Annotated in this window: 14 protein-coding genes; 6 read left to right on the forward strand and 8 right to left on the reverse strand. The window is 35.8% G+C overall.

Features of this window, described 5'->3' with window-relative positions:
- Positions 1-97: 97 nt before the first annotated feature.
- The 5 genes from Q9Q97_RS02115 to Q9Q97_RS02135 all read right to left on the reverse strand — a co-directional run bounded on the left by Q9Q97_RS02115 (position 98) and on the right by Q9Q97_RS02135 (position 8484).
- Positions 98-4597, reverse strand: a complete 4500-nt coding sequence (locus tag Q9Q97_RS02115; protein WP_306153952.1) for a type IX secretion system membrane protein PorP/SprF — start codon at positions 4595-4597, stop codon at positions 98-100.
- A gap of 1 nt (position 4598) precedes the next feature.
- Positions 4599-6047, reverse strand: coding sequence for a gliding motility protein SprC (gene sprC, locus Q9Q97_RS02120; protein WP_306153953.1), 1449 nt, complete (start codon positions 6045-6047; stop codon positions 4599-4601).
- Positions 6044-6448: a hypothetical protein gene (locus tag Q9Q97_RS02125; RefSeq protein ID WP_306153955.1), complete on the reverse strand. Its 405-nt coding sequence runs from the start codon at positions 6446-6448 to the stop codon at positions 6044-6046. Before Q9Q97_RS02125 ends, sprC begins: the two co-directional genes overlap by 4 nt.
- A gap of 102 nt (positions 6449-6550) precedes the next feature.
- Positions 6551-7840, reverse strand: a complete 1290-nt coding sequence (locus Q9Q97_RS02130) for a hypothetical protein (RefSeq protein ID WP_306153957.1) — start codon at positions 7838-7840, stop codon at positions 6551-6553.
- A gap of 191 nt (positions 7841-8031) precedes the next feature.
- Positions 8032-8484 carry a hypothetical protein gene (locus Q9Q97_RS02135; protein ID WP_306153959.1) on the reverse strand — a complete coding sequence of 151 codons (453 nt, stop codon included), beginning with the start codon at positions 8482-8484 and terminating at the stop codon, positions 8032-8034.
- A gap of 413 nt (positions 8485-8897) precedes the next feature.
- Here Q9Q97_RS02135 and Q9Q97_RS02140 point away from each other — a divergent pair, with 413 nt between their 5' ends.
- The 4 genes from Q9Q97_RS02140 to recA all read left to right on the forward strand — a co-directional run bounded on the left by Q9Q97_RS02140 (position 8898) and on the right by recA (position 12195).
- Positions 8898-10046 (forward strand): DNA polymerase III subunit delta', encoded by a 1149-nt coding sequence (locus Q9Q97_RS02140; protein WP_306153960.1) that lies wholly within the window; start codon positions 8898-8900, stop codon positions 10044-10046.
- 7 nt (positions 10047-10053) lie between these two features.
- Positions 10054-10437, forward strand: coding sequence for a DoxX family protein (locus tag Q9Q97_RS02145; protein ID WP_306153962.1), 384 nt, complete (start codon positions 10054-10056; stop codon positions 10435-10437).
- A gap of 97 nt (positions 10438-10534) precedes the next feature.
- Entirely contained in the window at positions 10535-11044 is a 510-nt protein-coding gene (locus tag Q9Q97_RS02150) for an acyl-CoA thioesterase (protein WP_111284243.1), read from the forward strand.
- Between the two features lie 143 nt (positions 11045-11187).
- The gene (recA, locus tag Q9Q97_RS02155; RefSeq protein ID WP_125718440.1) at positions 11188-12195 is read left to right on the forward strand and encodes a recombinase RecA; all 1008 of its coding nucleotides are present in this window, start codon (positions 11188-11190) and stop codon (positions 12193-12195) included.
- A gap of 552 nt (positions 12196-12747) precedes the next feature.
- On the opposite strand, the gene Q9Q97_RS02160 is transcribed toward recA, so the two are convergent.
- Entirely contained in the window at positions 12748-13488 is a 741-nt protein-coding gene (locus tag Q9Q97_RS02160) for a 1-acyl-sn-glycerol-3-phosphate acyltransferase (protein ID WP_306153967.1), read from the reverse strand.
- 147 nt (positions 13489-13635) lie between these two features.
- A complete protein-coding gene (locus tag Q9Q97_RS02165) occupies positions 13636-14019 on the reverse strand; it encodes a GxxExxY protein (RefSeq protein ID WP_306153968.1) in 384 nt (127 codons plus the stop codon).
- A 285-nt stretch (positions 14020-14304) separates the two neighbouring features.
- On the opposite strand from Q9Q97_RS02165, the gene trpS reads away from it, so the two are divergent.
- Entirely contained in the window at positions 14305-15279 is a 975-nt protein-coding gene (gene trpS, locus Q9Q97_RS02170) for a tryptophan--tRNA ligase (protein ID WP_306153970.1), read from the forward strand.
- A gap of 132 nt (positions 15280-15411) precedes the next feature.
- Complete coding sequence (locus Q9Q97_RS02175) at positions 15412-15534, forward strand: hypothetical protein (RefSeq protein WP_306153972.1); 123 nt, start codon at positions 15412-15414, stop codon at positions 15532-15534.
- A 16-nt stretch (positions 15535-15550) separates the two neighbouring features.
- On the opposite strand, the gene dprA is transcribed toward Q9Q97_RS02175, so the two are convergent.
- Positions 15551-16651 carry a DNA-processing protein DprA gene (gene dprA / locus Q9Q97_RS02180; protein ID WP_306153974.1) on the reverse strand — a complete coding sequence of 367 codons (1101 nt, stop codon included), beginning with the start codon at positions 16649-16651 and terminating at the stop codon, positions 15551-15553.
- Positions 16652-16725 lie beyond the last annotated feature (74 nt).

The following is a 16725-nucleotide window of genomic DNA, read 5'->3' on the forward strand; positions in this document are numbered from 1 at the left end:
GTATTATCCTCTAAGGGGCATTAGTTGATAAAAATTTGTTTTTGATAACATTTATTTCAATGTCTCTCTTAGCTTTTAAGAGAGACTACTGTTTTTACTAATTTTCCACTTTTACAATGGCCATTCTTCCGTTGTATGGTTTATTTCCTTTAGCTTCTAAAGCTTTTGTTGCCTCTTGTAAACCATCAAACTTCTCATAATAGATGTAATATTTACTTGTTGTCACATTGTAAAAGAAATTGATGTCTGAGCGTCCCGCAGCAACTGCTTTTGTAAGGAACTCATCGCGTTTCTCTACGCTGTTATGAACTGCAACAATTAAATAATAGCCGCTATCAGAGTTTTTAATATTCTTAATAATCTGCATATTCGACTGCTCTTCACCAAAATCAAAATCACTTGATGTTAATGGTGTGCTGCTCAATTTTGTCGTCTCTTTTATTCGTTTAAGAGCGGCAACGTCCTGCGCATATCTTCCTTCATCATTCTCATAAGCGGCACGTTTAATTCTACGTTTACGCTCGATTTCAGTCTCTGTTTTAATACGCTCTAAATCGGCAATTAAAGCAGCGCCTTCTGCTTGCATTTTTAACTGAGCTGCTTTCAATTCGTTTATCTTTTCTAGATAAGCTTTATTCAAAGGATCATCTTTAGGGAACTTTTTACTTCTTTCGTTATAAAGGTTCGTCAACTTCGCAATCTCATTTTTCATGCTGTTATTGGCATCCGCAATCTGAACTTTCAATGATTCAATCAGACTGTTTTCTGCCGCTACACTCTTAAATGGTTTTGGCTCTTTATAAATACCTTTTTCACTTAAGTCATTCTCCTCTTTTAAATCGTTCAAGTCTTTTTGCTTATTCGCAACAGTTGCTTTAAACTGATCTAATAAATCATTCTGCAGCTTACGTGTGCTTTCAACAGACTGAGTCAAGTTTTCTATTGCTTTTCCTGTATCATCTTGCGCTTTTGCCGCTAGAGCTGCTGCTTCAGCATCGGCTTTCGCTTTTTCTGCTGCTAATCTCGCTTGGCGCTCTTCCTCTTCTTTTAATCTTCTAGTCTCTTCTTCAGCTTTTAATTTCTCCGTAGCTTCTGCATCGGCTTTCGCTTTAGCGTCTGCTAAAAGTTTAGCTTGAAGAGCCACCATATCTGCTTTGGCTTTTGCATCTGCTGCAAGTTTTGCTTCAAGCGCTTCAGCATCGGCTTTAGCTTTTGCATCGGCCGCTAATTTTGCCTGACGAGCTTCTTCATCCAATCTCGCTTTTTCGTCAGCTGCTTGTTTTGCTTTTAATGCCTCTGCGTCCGCTTTTGCTTTAGCATCTGCCGCTAATTTAGCTTGGCGGGCTTCTTCTTCCACTCTGGCCTTTTCTTCAGCAGCCTGCTTCGCTTGTAATGCTTCTGCATCGGCTTTTGCTTTAGCTTCCGCTGCTAATCTTGCTTTTTCTGCTTCCGCATCGGCTTTCGCTTTTGCATCTGCTGCTAATTTCGCTTGACGAGCATCTTCCTCTTCTTGTAATTTTTTAGCTTCTGCTTCTGCCTTCGCTTTGGCTGTTGCTTCTGCATCCGCTTTTACTTTTGCATCAGCTAGTAATTTTGCTTGTAAAGCTTCCATATCTGCTTTTGCTTTAGCATCTGCCGCAAGTTTCGCTTGAAGTGCCTCTGCGTCCGCTTTTGCTTTAGCATCAGCTGCCAATTTCGCTTGACGAGCTTCTTCTTCAACTCTAGCTTTTTCTTCAGCAGCCTGTTTCGCTTGTAATGCTTCTGCATCTGCTTTGGCTTTAGCATCTGCCGCAAGTTTCGCTTGAAGTGCTTCAGCGTCGGCTTTCGCTTTAGCATCTGCTGCTAATTTAGCTTGGCGAGCTTCTTCTTCCACTCTTGCTTTTTCTTCAGCAGCTTGTTTCGCTTGTAATGCTTCCGCATCTGCTTTGGCTTTTGCTTCAGCTGCTAATCTTGCTTTTTCAGCTTCTGCATCTGCCTTCGCTTTTGCTTCAGCAGCTTGTTTTGCTTTCAACTCTTCTGCATCGGCTTTGGCTTTCGCATCTGCTGCCAATTTCGCTTGGCGTGCATCTTCTGCTTCTTGTAATTTTTTAGCTTCTGCCTCCGCTTTCGCTTTAGCTGTAGCTTCAGCATCTGCTTTTACTCTTGCATCGGCAATCAGTTTAGCTTGTAATGCTTCCATATCTGCTTTTGCTTTTGCTTCAGCAGCTAGTCTTGCTGTTTCTGCTTCTGCATCTGCCTTCGCTTTTGCTTCTGCTGCTAATCTTATTTTCTCTGCCTCAGCATCTGCTTTGGCTTTAGCGTCTGCTTCTAGTTTTGCTTTAGCTGCAGCTTCTGCGTCGGCTTTCGCTTTAGCGTCTGCTACCAATTTAGCTTGAAGTGCTTCCGCATCAGCTTTGGCTTTTGCTTCAGCTGCTAATTGTGCCTGACGTGCTTCTTCTGCTTGTCTTATTTTTAATGCTTCTGCATCTGCTTTGGCTTTGGCTTCTGCAGCGATAAGCGCTTGTCTTGCTTCTTCGTCTGCTTTCGCTTTTGCTTCGGCCGCTGCTTTTTCTTTTAGTGCTGCTTCTTCTGCTGCTTTTGCTTTAAGGTCTGCAGCGATTTTAGCTTTGTTCGCTGCATCAATAGAAGCTTTAGTTTTAGCTTCTGCAGCCGCTTTTGCTTTTGCTTCTGCAGCTAATCTTGCCTGCAATGCATCTGAATCCGCTTTTGCTTTAGCATCTGCTGCTAATATGGACTGCATATCTGCAGCTTCAGCTTTTGCTTTTGCATCTGCTTTGCGTTTTGCTTCTGCTGCATCTGCTTTGGCTTTATTGTCAGCAATTAATTTTAATCTTGCTGCTTCTGCATCTGCTTTAGCTTTTTCTGCAGCCGCCAATCTAGCTTGTCTTGCTGCTTCTGCATCGGCTTTTACCTTTTCAGCTGCAGCTAATCTAGCTTTTGCTGCAGCTTCAGCGTCTGCCTTAGCTTTATCAGCTGCTAACTGTGCCGCCGTTTTCTGTGGAGCCGGAGCTGGAGCTGCTGGTTTATTTGCTGCTTCCGTTTTTGCTTTAGCTGCCGCTTCTGCATCTGCTTTCGCTTTTGCATCTGCAGCTAGTTTCAATTTCATTGCTTCCGCATCGGCTTTTGCCTTATCAGCTGCCAATTGCGCTTGTGTTTTCTGCGGAGCTGGAGTAGCCGCTGTTTTGTTTGCTGCTGCTTGTGCTCTCGCCGCCGCTGCTGCATCTACTCTAGCTTTATTGTCAGCCGCTAATTTTATTCTGCGTTGTTCTGCATCTGCTCTTGCTTTGTCAGCTGCCAGTTGCGCTTGTGTTTTTTGTGTCGCGGCAACTGCTCTATTTGCTGTTGCTGTTTGCGCTCTTGCAGCCGCTGCTGCATCTGCTTTGGCTTTTGCCTCGGCAGCCAATCTTATCTTAACAGCTTCAGCATCTGCTTTAGCTTTATTATCTGCTTCTAATTTTGCTTTGGCTGCAGCTTCTGCATCAGCTCTAACTTTTTCTGCAGCAGCCAATCTTGCTTGTTTGGCTTCCGCATCAGCTTTTGCTTTTGCTTCTGCAGCTAACCTATTCTTTTCAGTAATTTCAGTTCTGTTAACTTGAGTTGCTTGCGATTTTGGCTTAGCAGGTACTGGTTTTGGTTTTGACGGATCAATTAAAGATCCTTCCTCATCATCTCCGTAATAGTAATTTCTATTTTTGAATTTATAGGCAATAGCAAATTCGTGAGAACCGCCCAAATTAGAGAAATTGCCCATCCCTCTTTCGTAATTGTATTCAATAGCAATACTTGGAGAGATATTAACCCCAAGTCCTGCAGAAACTCCATATAATGTGTTATATCCTGCTTGTGCCCAAACTCCTTGCTGAAGTGCCAGCATTCCAAGACCCGAAATAACTGTTTTATCTTTTTTAATTTCTGTTCTAACAATTCCAGAAAATTTACTTCTGTCAAAAAAGCCATAACTGTCAATGTATCCTGTGTACATTGCATGCAGCTGAATAGCTCTTTCTGGATCTTCTTTTACCATTCCAGATCCTAAATTATAAAGCACTAAATTGTTAATAGACAATCCGAAATCTAAAAAGGCAGTTCCGTAATTAATACCAGGGTTAATAGTAAGAAGCGTGCTTTTTGGAAAATCTCCATTCAAAATAGTGGTATCATCTGATATAATTTTTCCAGTGTTTATACCGCTTTGATAAAAGCCTGCATTTAAACCAAATGTCAAATTACTGTCTTCTTCCAGAACAATATTGTGAGCAAAATTGGCTACTCCACCAAAAACGGTCATTAAACCATAATTCTGTTGAAACAAACTAACTGCAAAAGCTTCGTTTTCTCTAAAACGTCCAGAATAACCAAAAACATAGGTATTAGGAGCATTTTCAAACTGTGTCCATTGTCTTTTGTTATAAAAACTGATATATGGATTTGATTCACGAACAAAACTAAATGTCGGGTTGATCAAATATCTATTGAATTTCAAAGAATTTCTTATGGGTAACGAAAACGAAACAACTCCATCCTCAGAAGCTTCTTGAGAATAGAGTACATTAGATAAACCGTAAAATAAAGTGATGAATAGTAAAAGTTTCTTCATATTATTTAATCACGGTTATTGATCCTTTTTTTTCACCTGCATCGCCTTGAATAACATAGTAATAAACTGGATTTACATTCTTAAAATCTATATTGTTTTGAGGCCAATCGCCTTGGTAATTCACCACATCCAAAACCATATCTCCGTTTGAACTGATGATCATTACTTTTGTATTTGCATTCTTATATTCATCTGGAATATTCCAATAAGGAATTGGTCCTCCTAATTTTATAATGTTTGGAATAACACTTGACGGGCCAGATTCTCCGTTTATTCTAAATGAAAATTCTCTGGTAGCAATACATCCAGATGCTTGAGAAACTTTAGCTTTATAGTTACCTTTTACGGCCACTACATAAGAGCTTGAAGTTTCGTTAGGAATTAAGTTGTCATTCAAATACCACTCATAAGTAGGATCTACAGCATCTGTTGTTATGCTAACCGTTACAGTTTCTCCTTCACTTAATTTGTATCCGTCCTCAGCATCTATACTTGCATTGAAACCATTGCTTTGAAGATTAATGCTTCCTATAGCGGTACATCCTCCAAAATCGACTTCTACAGAATAAACTCCTGATTCATTTGTTGAATAGGTTCTATTAGTAGCGCCATTGATATTATTACCGTCTTTTTTCCATTGATACTTGTTTCCTGATGTTGCAGTTAAAACAGTTCCTGTACCACTTGCACAAAATGGATTTCCTAGACTAGAAGTAATAGTAACAGCAGAACCTGAACTAGAAGAAACAACATCAACTCTATTAGAACTAATATTTGCTTCCGTACATACACCATAATCAATTTCAGAATAATATTGTCCTGGAGCATTAACTACTAAAGAAGTGCCAGACTGTCCAGAAATAACGACATTATCCTTAAACCATCTATATTTTAGTTTTGGAAAATTTGCAGGTGATGAATTTGTGTTAGAAGGTGTTTCATTATAAACAGATAATGTTATACTCCCCGAAGAACAGATAGCCGCAGTGGTATTTTTATCATTAATGAAATACGAAGCTTCATAAGATTTAAAATAAGCTCCAAAAGATGTATTTCCTAAAGAGTTTCTAAATCTTTGACTTACTGCACCGGTCGAACTTTTAATTCTTAAACTGTAAATATCAGAACCTGTTAAATCAGCAGGCACAGCAAACTTAATAGTCTGCTGTGTTGCTGATGTATTTATTACTTGAAGTGTTGTAGTCGAAGTGGGAGTTGTAAAACTGCCTGTATTATCTGAAAGTTCTACCTGAAAAGTAGTTCCTGCAGGAAAATCAACATAACTAAAAGTTGCAAAAAATTCATTGAACGAATTCCCTGCACAAAGCTTTTCTAGTCCATCTAATTGCTGAGGCACTATAGTTTGGGCATAAGAATTCGATCTAGCAAATAATAGTATGCTAAATAGTATTATAACTTTAAAAAAAGATAAAGTAATTTTTTGAATCATATAGTGCGTGTTCTTGCTAGATCTATACGCTCAAAAAACAGAATATCTATAAATGTTTCTGAGAAATCATATTTGTAGTTTTCAATTACTTCTTTTGCAATAATTGAAGTTGCCGCAAATGATGAATTTTCTTCGCAATTATTAGATACAGTATTTGACTCAGCCGCTATAGTAAGGCTTTCCTTGGGGGTGGAAATCCCTACTATAGACTGATTTAAATTACTTGTTTTGCCGTTTTCAATAACAGCAATGTTGTTGTTTTGGTTATTGCAAGCCGTTAAACCACACTCAGAAACAGCAGCCTTAGTAGGATTTTCTGCCGTGTTCTGTGCATATAGAGTTAACGATATAGGCGAAACCAAAAATATTATATATAAAAAATATTTTTTCGTAGATACCATTATGTCTTGATCTTTATTTGGGCCCGTAAGACGATACATAAATTGTGTCTGGGGACTTAATTAATAAAATTTACGCGAGGGAAATAAAAATCGAAACTATGTCTATTTGCCGCTAGAAGCTGTGATTTTTCCTAATTGTAATCTGAAATCAGGTTTCTTAGGATTGAAGATGTCAATGAATGTTTCTTTGTTATCACTTTGAGAGTAAACATTAAAGAAAACACTGTTTCCATACCAGCTTTCTAAATCTTCATTGTTAGAATTGTACTCTGTAAAGATGTTTCCATTACATAGGTTAAAGTACATTTCTTCAAATTTGATTTTTTTAAGGTTGGCATCATTGATCTCAGTTTTGCTGTCCAATAATACTGCAGGGTTAAATCCAGAGATTACACTTCTTTTCATTTCAAGAGAAGCGCCTTCTGCAACATATACAGCTTCTTTTACTAAACCTGCTTGAATATCAGCTTTAATATTTTCACTGTCGTTAACCATAGTAATATTGCTAGCAACAACTAGCGTTTGTTTTTTAGTAAAGTCTGTTTCACTTTTCTTTTCAAAAGATCTTACCTCCATACAACGAGATCCATCTTTAGTACTTGAGAAGTAAGAAGATCTAACTGCTAGAGAGTTGAAGAAACGGCATTGCGCGCCTTGAGAAAATTTAAAGTCATCGTTAACTGATTTATAAGAAACGAATTTTGTAGCATTTAAGTCACCACCCAAGATTCCGAAAGAATCTCCTCCTGCGTAGCTCACCATAACGTTTTCAAGTACAGTTTTGTTTCCAACTGCAGCAAGTGTCAACGCATTGAAAGTATCTAGACCTTTTACTTTTTTTCCAGCAAACTCAATTCTTACGAATCTTAAAATTCCAGAGTTTGAAGCTACGTTGTCTCCACCGTAAGTAGTCATTGTTGGATCAAGATCTAGGTTATAAGAACCTACATTTCCAAATTTATTAATAGGTGCATCACCAAGGATTACGATTCCACCCCAATCTCCAGCTTTTTTCATGCTGCGGTTTGAAGTAAATACAATTGGATCTGTTTCTAAACCGTCAGCCACTAATTGTGCTCCTTTAGTAATTACTAATGTTCCTTTAGTTTCGAAATCACCAATAATTACAGTTCCTGGCTCAATAGTTAAAACTGCATTGTTTGTAACATATACGTTTCCTTGCAAAACGTAAATATTTCTTTTAAGCAATTTAGTATTAACAGAAATATTTCCTGCCAAAATTTGGTTTGCTTCTCCATAGTCAACTTTATTAGGCTTAAACTCGGTCCAGTTGTTTAACCAATTGGTGTAGCCCATAATTCCTTTCTCTTGTTGAGCATTCATACTCGCCACTGTCAAAAGAACGCAGATTAATTGAGTAATTTTTTTCATGATAAGGGGGTATTACGGTTAATAATAAATTTGGGTATGCGTAAATGAAAAAACTCCTCTCGAGTTTTCCGAAATTTCTCAGAATACTCGAGAATGAGTTCTTTTTTTATTATGTTTCTCAAAAGTGTCCGAATAAATTTTATCCATTTACGTAAACACTTTCAAAAAGGTTTTAAAAAGATAAAACTTTATTACATTTCGTTCAAGTCGTTGAACTCGTGTAATGATTTCAATGTACTTTCGTAGAACAAAATTGCAGCGATTAGATTTCCTTTATCAGAGTAAGGCATCATTTTTCTTTGGAATTCTACAGTTGTATCCAAGAATGTTGATGTACCTACTGCCTGAGCATCTAATATTTTTTTGTGATCACTATCGTCTGGAATACCAAGGTCAGCCATAGTAACCCCAGGTTTTGTAACCAAAGCAATGTAAGGGAGAGTTTTAACTAATACTTTAATACGCTCGATGTATAATTCCAAAAGTTCTCCCTTCTGCATACCACTCAATTCTTTTTGATCATGGTATTTACGGATAAGAGCAGTTGTACTGATAATACTTCTCGGTGCGTTTTTAGCTTGTGCCGAAACAGCCGCAGTAGTTAAGATAAAAAAAGCACTAAATAGAATAATTTTCCCTTTCATAGATTCTTATTTTATAATTGGTTGTTGATAAAAACAAAAATATATAAATTAACTTAATTAACAACTCGAATGGATTTTTTTTTCAAAAAAAAACCTTAAAAAAACCTTAAAAACCAGCGTTATGTCGAGAAAATGTGCGTTTTAACGCGCTTTTTGTTAAAATTGTTAATATTAAAACAGTAAGATATTGACTATAAAAAATAAAAAATTAACTCTTTAAATAATCAAAAAATACCTCCTTTTACCGATTTTCGAAAAAAAATATTAACAAAAACATCTTGATATTTACTCACTTGGACATATTTATTAACAAAATTCTGTCGAAACTGATCTAAAAAAAATCAAAATTACAGTCCATAAATAATCTTACTTCCGAAAATTTTTGACTACACATTTTCTTCTATCTTTGCCCTATGCAATTTTCTCAAATTTTAGGTCAAGATTACATCAAAAGCCACTTGATAAAAAGTGCTGCTTCTGGTAGAATTCCTCACGCACAATTATTCGTTGGTCCAGAAGGAAGCGGTACATTAATAACTGCCATTGCGTACGCTCAATATATTTTGTGCGGCAATACCGGCGATGAAAATTCAAACGGAAACGATTCCTGCAATCTAAAGTTTGATAACATCTCACATCCCGATCTGCATTTTATTTACCCGACTGTCACCACCGAAGATGTAAAAACAAAACCGAAAAGTTTAGATTTTATACAAGACTGGCGCAGTTTTATCCAAGAAATGCCATACGGAGGATTATTCGATTGGTACAAAATTCTAGGGGTTCAAAACAAACAAGGAGAAATTCGTGTTGAAGATGCACAGGAAGTTTTAAAATCGCTTTCGCTAAAATCTTATGAAGGCGGTTACAAAATCATGATTATTTGGATGGCCGACAAAATGAATATTGCTGCTTCCAATAAACTGCTGAAACTTTTAGAAGAACCATCAGACAAAACCATGTTTATTCTGATTTCTGAAAACGAAGAAGATATTATCCAAACCATTCGTTCACGCTGCCAAGTAATCCACTTTAGCGGACTTCCGGAAAAAGTGATCGCTGAAGCTTTGGTTGCTCAAGAAAGTATAGATCCCAATTTAGCTAAGAAAATTGCGCATCAAGCTCAAGGAAATTTTAATAAGGCCTTGCATTTGCTAAAAGAAGACGATGACGATCTTCCTTTTGAGCAATGGTTTGTCAATTGGGTTCGAGCTGCTTTTCGAGCAAAAGGAAATGCCGCTGCAATTCAGGATTTAATTTCGTGGAGCGAGCAGATTGCTGCGCTCGGCCGCGAAAGCCAGAAAAAATTTATTCAATATTGCATCGAAATGTTCCGTCAAGCCCTTATGCTCAATTATCAGGCTCAGAGTTTGGTTTACATCGAACCAAAAGTGGATAAATTTAAACTGGAAAATTTTGCACCGTTTGTCAACGGAAATAATATTCACGAAATATTCAAAGAACTTTCAGATGCGATGTATCACATTGAAAGAAATGGAAATGCAAAAATAATCCTTACCGATTTATCGATCAAATTGACTCGTTTAATTCATAAAAAATAATTCATCAATGAACAATGTTGCCTCAATTTTACTTTTAGCTTTTTTAGCTTTAACTTTTTTACAATCGGGTTACGAAAAAATTTTTTATTGGAAAGATAATGTAGCTTGGCTGAAAGAGCATTTTGCCAAAACTCCATTAAAAAATCAAGTTCCGTTAGCACTAATGCATTTATTAATTTTAGAATTGATTTCTGGAATTTTATGTGTTGTTGGAGCAATTCAATTATTCACAAATAACGGAAGAGAATTCGGTTTTTACGGAGCTATCTTTTCATGCATTTGTTTGCTAATGATGCTTTTCGGACAAAGACTTGCTAAAGATTACGATGGTGCGAGAACCATTGTCATTTATTTTATACCAGCTGTAATGGCTGTTTATTGGTTGAATTAACAACCTCAATTATTAAAAAAATACCACAGATTTCACAGTTTGAAAGGATTAAAAATCGCTGTAGACTGCGGAAAATAAATTTTATTATTCAAAAAAAATGAATCCAAAACATCCTTCAGAATCCTTAACTATTTTAACTGATTTAGTTTTACCGAGCGAAACAAATCCTTTAAACAATCTTTTTGGCGGTGAGTTATTAGCCAGAATGGATCGCGCCGCAAGTATTGCCGCTCGCAGACATTCGCGCCGAATTGTTGTAACGGCTTCTGTAAATCACGTAGCTTTTAACAGAGCTATTTCGCTTGGAAGCGTTGTAACCGTAGAAGCAAAAGTTTCAAGATCTTTCAAAAGTTCGATGGAAGTTTTTATAGATGTCTGGGTAGAAGACCGCGAGTCTGGAAACAGAACCAAAGCCAATGAAGCTATCTATACGTTTGTTGCTGTAGACGACACCGGAAGACCAGTTGAAGTTCCTGCAATTGTACCAGAAACCGAACTAGAAATCCAGCGTTTTGATGCGGCGTTGCGTCGTAAGCAGTTGAGTTTATTACTTGCTGGTAAAATAAAACCATCAGATGCTACAGAATTGAAAGCTTTATTTTTATAGTCCAATTTTGATACAAATTGGAACAATCAAACTTCTAAAAAAGAAGTAATTTTACAAACTGTAAAAATAAAAACCAGAATTAAGAAAGAATTTTCTTAATTTTATCCAATAAGACAAAACTAATAATTTAGATATTTTAGAAAATGAGTTCAGACAAAGAAGCCAAATTAAAAGCACTGCAATTAACGCTTGACAAACTTGACAAAACCTACGGAAAAGGAACCGTAATGAAAATGGGCGACAGAGCCATTGTAGAAGTAGAAACGATTTCTTCTGGCTCATTAGGAGTTGACTTAGCACTTGGTGTAAACGGATATCCTAAAGGAAGAATTATCGAAATTTATGGTCCAGAATCTTCTGGAAAAACTACTTTGACGCTTCACGCGATTGCAGAAGCTCAAAAAGCTGGCGGTATTGCCGCTTTTATCGATGCCGAGCACGCATTTGATAGAAATTATGCTGAAAAATTAAATGTTGATATTGAGAATTTAATTATTTCTCAGCCAGACAACGGAGAGCAAGCTTTAGAAATTGCCGAAAATCTTATCCGTTCTGGAGCTATAGACATTGTTGTAATTGACTCTGTTGCTGCTTTAACTCCAAAAAGTGAAATCGAAGGCGAAATGGGAGATTCAAAAATGGGTCTTCACGCACGTTTGATGTCTCAGGCTTTGAGAAAACTTACTGGAACTATCAGCAAAACAAATTGTACGGTTTTCTTTATCAACCAGCTTCGTGAGAAAATTGGTGTTATGTTCGGAAATCCAGAAACTACAACTGGAGGTAACGCACTTAAATTTTATGCTTCTGTTCGTTTAGATATTCGTCGTTCTGCTCAAATTAAAGATGGTGAAAACGTAATCGGAAACAGAACTAAAGTTAAAATCGTTAAAAACAAAGTGGCACCGCCATTCAAAACTGCCGAATTTGACATTATGTACGGAGAAGGTGTTTCTAAAACTGGTGAAATCTTAGATTTAGCAGTAGAATTTGATATCGTTAAAAAAGCAGGATCTTGGTTTAGCTATGGTGATACAAAATTAGGACAAGGTCGTGATGCTGTTAAAACTTTAATTAAAGATAATCCAGAACTTGCTGAAGAACTGGAAATTAAAATTAAAGAACACATAAAAGAATTGGCAAATGCCTAAAAAATAAGTCAAAAAAAGACGCTTAAAAAGCCGAGTGATGATACAAAAATCACTCGGCTTTTTTATTTTGAAAAAAAATTAAACTTTTCACGCAACCTTTTGATCAAACTTCCATCTGTATAAAAAAGCAGTTTATGATTGGTACTGCCATATATCAATTTGCGGTTTTTTTAGAATTTACGTTGGTTGGTTATTTGAGTAAAAAATCCGTTGGTCTTCAAACTAACGGGTTTTTGTTAAATTTTAAATTCCAACGCAACCTTTTAAATTTTCCTACATCTATAATAATGTGACATTAACTTGAGTTATTAACTAAACTCTTTATTATCAACCATTAATGTTTTTAACCATGAAAGAAAAAATAGAATTGTTGTACAGTAAAAACCGAAGAAAAACCAAATTGAAATTTAAAAAAGTATTGCGTTTTATTTCAGAAAAGATAATTCACAGATAATAACTTTTGAATAAAAATAGGGGGTTTTTAATTCAAAAAAAAGCCGGTAGATCTAATCAATCTACCGGCTTTTTGTATTTTACATAATGTTTTTATGGTTATTTCTGAAAATCAATCAAACCATTGTAAATTAAAGTCCTAACTTGTTCTTTCAATTCTTTTCTGTGATCAATCGTTAATCCTTCAGTTTCTACGAAAGGTAAAATTCGCGCGCGCATTTTTCCTGGACTTCCGCTCATAAACGTATAAGAAAAGCGTTCTTTATTGTCAGGAAAAACAATCGGCACAATCGGAATTTGATGTTCGATAGCCAATCGGAATGCACCGTCCTTAAACTCATCCAATAAAATACTTTCGTCATCTGGAACTCCACCTTCAGGGAAAATGCAAATGCTTAAACCTTGATTTAATCGGTTTTGAGCTCTTTTGAAAACTTCGTTTTTACTTTTAGATGAGCTTCTATCAACTAAAATACAAGTTCGTTTATAGAAAAATCCAAAAAGCGGAATCTTCACAAGTTCCTTTTTTCCAACAAAAACAAACGGATTTTTAATTAAAGCCAGCATAAGCATAATATCAGTCATCGAGGTGTGGTTGGCCACGATCATATAACTTTTGCCTTTAATGAGCTTCTGTTCGCGTTTTACGGTATAATAAAAGCCCATTCCGAAAAGGATAAATTTGGACCAGATTCGAGCCATCTTAAAGAAATACGGATATCCCTTTTCTGAGATAATAGAAATTAATAAAAATGGCAGCATAATTAATATCGGAACCGCCATCAAAACGTAGAACCAAATACGCCAAAGAATCCAAAAAGCAATTTTAAATATTTTCATAGATTCAAATGTAAGAAACCGAAATGAATTTTATAGAGATTTTTTATCCGAGTATACTAGAAATTGTAACGCAAAGGACGCTAAGGATTTTCGCAAAGTTTTTAAAGCGATTTTTTTAGCCGTTGCTTCGCAATAAGTTCGCAAAGCTTAATCAATAAAGTTGTTTGCTACTCTTCTGATACCATTTTTTAAAAGACTTTCATTGAAATTTACCAATAAGCCAAGTTTAAAATTTCCTAGTTTTAAGTAGGTTAATGTTTGTGCCAAATGGTTAACGGTAAGTGATTCCACACTTTTTATCTCAATTAGAAATTTGCTTTCCACAAGCAAATCTATACGGTATCCGCAATCAAACTTAATTTCTTCAAAAATAAATGGCAAAGATCTTTCTTTTTCAACAAGAAGTCCTCGCTGCTTAATTTTATAAAACAAACATTCTTTGTAGACATTCTCTAATAATCCGGGCCCTAGTTTTTTGTGAATTTCAATTGCTAGTCCAATTACAATATTTGATATTTCGTTTTCTGTCATAATTTAAAAAATCAAATTTATAAATATTTTCTTATAATTTACACATAATAATCAATATTAAAAATGTTTAAAGATTCAGCATTTCCATAAAGCTTTGTGAACTTGTTGCGAAGCAACGGCTATAAGAAATATAACTTCTTTTCTTTGCGAAAAATCCTTTGCGTCCTTTGCGTTAAAAAAACATCAATATAAAAGCCTATCAAAAAACTTACACGCCTCTCTCATTATAAAAAATTTGCGGTTAGAAAAAACATTCCGACATTTGCATTTCAGAAAAAAACGAGAATGGCAAAAATACTTACTGGTGTTCAAAGTACAGGAACACCGCATTTAGGAAATTTATTAGGAGCAATTATTCCGGCAATCGAATTATCAAATGATCCAGCAAATGAATCTTATTTGTTTATTGCCGATTTACATTCCATCACTCAAATTAAAGACGGAAAGACTTTAAGAGAAAACACATATAGCACAGCTGCTGCTTGGCTTGCGTGTGGTTTAAATCCTGAGAAAGTTACTTTTTACAGACAGTCTGATGTGGTGCAAACGACAGAATTGACTTGGTATTTGAGCTGTTTTTTTCCATTTCAAAGATTGACATTAGCACATTCTTTCAAAGATAAAGCAGATCGTTTAGACGATGTTAATGCTGGACTTTTTACTTATCCGATGCTGATGGCGGCCGATATTTTATTGTATGATGCTGAATTTGTTCCTGTTGGAAAAGACCAATTGCAGCATTTAGAAATTACCCGTGACGTTGCTGCTCGTTTCAACCATCAAATGGGCGAAACATTTGTTCTTCCTGAGGCAAAAATTCAAGAAAACATTATGCTGATTCCTGGAACAAACGGAGGAAAAATGAGTAAATCTGCTAACAACATCATCAATATTTTCTTGGATGATAAAACTTTGCGCAAGCAAGTTATGAGCATTGAAACGGATAGTACTCCTCTTGAAGATCCAAAAAATCCGGATACTTGTAATGCGTTTGCTATTTATTCTTTGTTAGGAACAGAAGAGCAAATTGCACAAATGAGAGCTAATTATTTAGGCGGAAATTATGGTTATGGTCACGCGAAACAAGCTTTGTTCGAATTGATTACAGAAAAATTCAAAGCAGAAAGAGAAAAATACAATTACTACATCAACAACCTTGAAGAAGTGGACGCTTTATTGAAAAAAGGCGCTTCTAAAGCTTCTGTTATTGCTGATGGAGTTTTAGCAAAAGTTAGAGAAGTTCTTGGATTTCAGAAATAAAAAAGTTCTAGACAAATCGACATATTTAAAAACGCTGATCAAAATTGATTAGCGTTTTTTTTGATTTATAATTATTCTATTCCTAATTAAATTTTGTAACTTCAAGTATATTAATCATTTAAAAACAAAAAGATGAATAAGTACATTGAAGATTATAACGTACCACCGTATTTGTTTCAAGTTCTGAATATCATTTTCGGTTTATTGGCAATTTATATTTTATACCGATTGTACAAGCATTTTAGAAATAAATAAAATAGGATTTTCTGCGTTAAATTGATTCAAAAAGTTTTCCAGGAAGTGGTCTTATAATGCCTTTTAGTTCCATTCCGATCAGAATTCCAGAGAGTTTATAAATTGGAATGTCGCATTCGATTGCAATAATGTCCAATAACTCTTTTCCTTTCTTCTGAAGGAAATCATATACTTTTTGTTCTTCGGGTTCCAATTCTACAAAAAGCTGTTTTTGAATGTTTTTTGGTTTTTCTTTTATATCCCAGTTTAGCATATAAATCAAATCGGCAGCGCTTGTCAATAGATTTGCTTTCTGCGTTTTTATCAAATTATTACAGCCTTGACTGTACTTATCGGTCACTCTTCCCGGCACTGCAAATACGTCTCGATTATAATCGTTGGCCATATTTGCCGTTATTAAAGAACCGCCTTTGTCGGCAGATTCAATGACAATTGTTGCCTCGGTCATTCCGGCGACTATTCGATTTCGACGAACAAATTTCTCTTTATCCGGATTCGAATCGCTCCAGAATTCTGTTATAAAACCGCCGTTTTCTTCCATTTTGGCCATGTACTTTTTATGCGTGCGCGGATAAATCTGATTCAACCCATGAGCTAGAACTCCAACGGTCTGCAGGTTATAATCCATCGCGGCCTGATGCGCCACAATATCAACACCGTAGGCAAATCCGCTGACAATAACTGGATCCAACGGAGCTAAATCTTCTATCAGTTTTCTACAGAAATCGGTACCGTAAGAAGTAATCTGTCTAGTGCCTACAATACTAATTAATTTTTTGTTTTTAAAATCCAGATTCCCAGCCGTAAAAATCAGAATTGGCGCATCAAAACAATGTTTAAGCCGCTCAGGATAACTTTCGTCCTGAAAAAAAGAAACGTCAATAGTATTGTTTTTAATGAAAGAAAGTTCACGATCTGCCTTTTCAAAAATGGTCTTGTCTTTTAGATTCTTCAACAAAGCAGCTCCAATTCCGTCAACTGCAGCCAACTGAGCACTTTTTGCTTTAAAAATCTCTGAAGCCGACCCAAAAGTATGAAGCAGTTTTTTTCCTAAAATATCTCCCACTCCATCAACTTTCAATAAGGCTAATAAATTAAATAATTCCTGATCGGTCATTTCTTTAAAACATTATGTAAAATAGAAAAAATAATTTCACTCATTTGAAGTGGCAAATATCATTAAAACAAAGT

Source organism: Flavobacterium sp. DG2-3 (genome assembly GCF_030730925.1).
Lineage (GTDB): Bacteria > Bacteroidota > Bacteroidia > Flavobacteriales > Flavobacteriaceae > Flavobacterium.

Bases quoted from the DNA above. Each gene is read 5' to 3' on its own strand.
- Q9Q97_RS02115 (WP_306153952.1), bottom strand. From the start codon at position 4,597: ATGAAGAAACTTTTACTATTCATCACTTTATTTTACGGTTTATCTAAT.
- sprC (WP_306153953.1), bottom strand. From the start codon at position 6,047: ATGATTCAAAAAATTACTTTATCTTTTTTTAAAGTTATAATACTATTT.
- Q9Q97_RS02125 (WP_306153955.1), bottom strand. From the start codon at position 6,448: ATGGTATCTACGAAAAAATATTTTTTATATATAATATTTTTGGTTTCG.
- Q9Q97_RS02130 (WP_306153957.1), bottom strand. From the start codon at position 7,840: ATGAAAAAAATTACTCAATTAATCTGCGTTCTTTTGACAGTGGCGAGT.
- Q9Q97_RS02135 (WP_306153959.1), bottom strand. From the start codon at position 8,484: ATGAAAGGGAAAATTATTCTATTTAGTGCTTTTTTTATCTTAACTACT.
- Q9Q97_RS02140 (WP_306153960.1), top strand. From the start codon at position 8,898: ATGCAATTTTCTCAAATTTTAGGTCAAGATTACATCAAAAGCCACTTG.
- Q9Q97_RS02145 (WP_306153962.1), top strand. From the start codon at position 10,054: ATGAACAATGTTGCCTCAATTTTACTTTTAGCTTTTTTAGCTTTAACT.
- Q9Q97_RS02150 (WP_111284243.1), top strand. From the start codon at position 10,535: ATGAATCCAAAACATCCTTCAGAATCCTTAACTATTTTAACTGATTTA.
- recA (WP_125718440.1), top strand. From the start codon at position 11,188: ATGAGTTCAGACAAAGAAGCCAAATTAAAAGCACTGCAATTAACGCTT.
- Q9Q97_RS02160 (WP_306153967.1), bottom strand. From the start codon at position 13,488: ATGAAAATATTTAAAATTGCTTTTTGGATTCTTTGGCGTATTTGGTTC.
- Q9Q97_RS02165 (WP_306153968.1), bottom strand. From the start codon at position 14,019: ATGACAGAAAACGAAATATCAAATATTGTAATTGGACTAGCAATTGAA.
- trpS (WP_306153970.1), top strand. From the start codon at position 14,305: ATGGCAAAAATACTTACTGGTGTTCAAAGTACAGGAACACCGCATTTA.
- Q9Q97_RS02175 (WP_306153972.1), top strand. From the start codon at position 15,412: ATGAATAAGTACATTGAAGATTATAACGTACCACCGTATTTGTTTCAA.
- dprA (WP_306153974.1), bottom strand. From the start codon at position 16,651: ATGACCGATCAGGAATTATTTAATTTATTAGCCTTATTGAAAGTTGAT.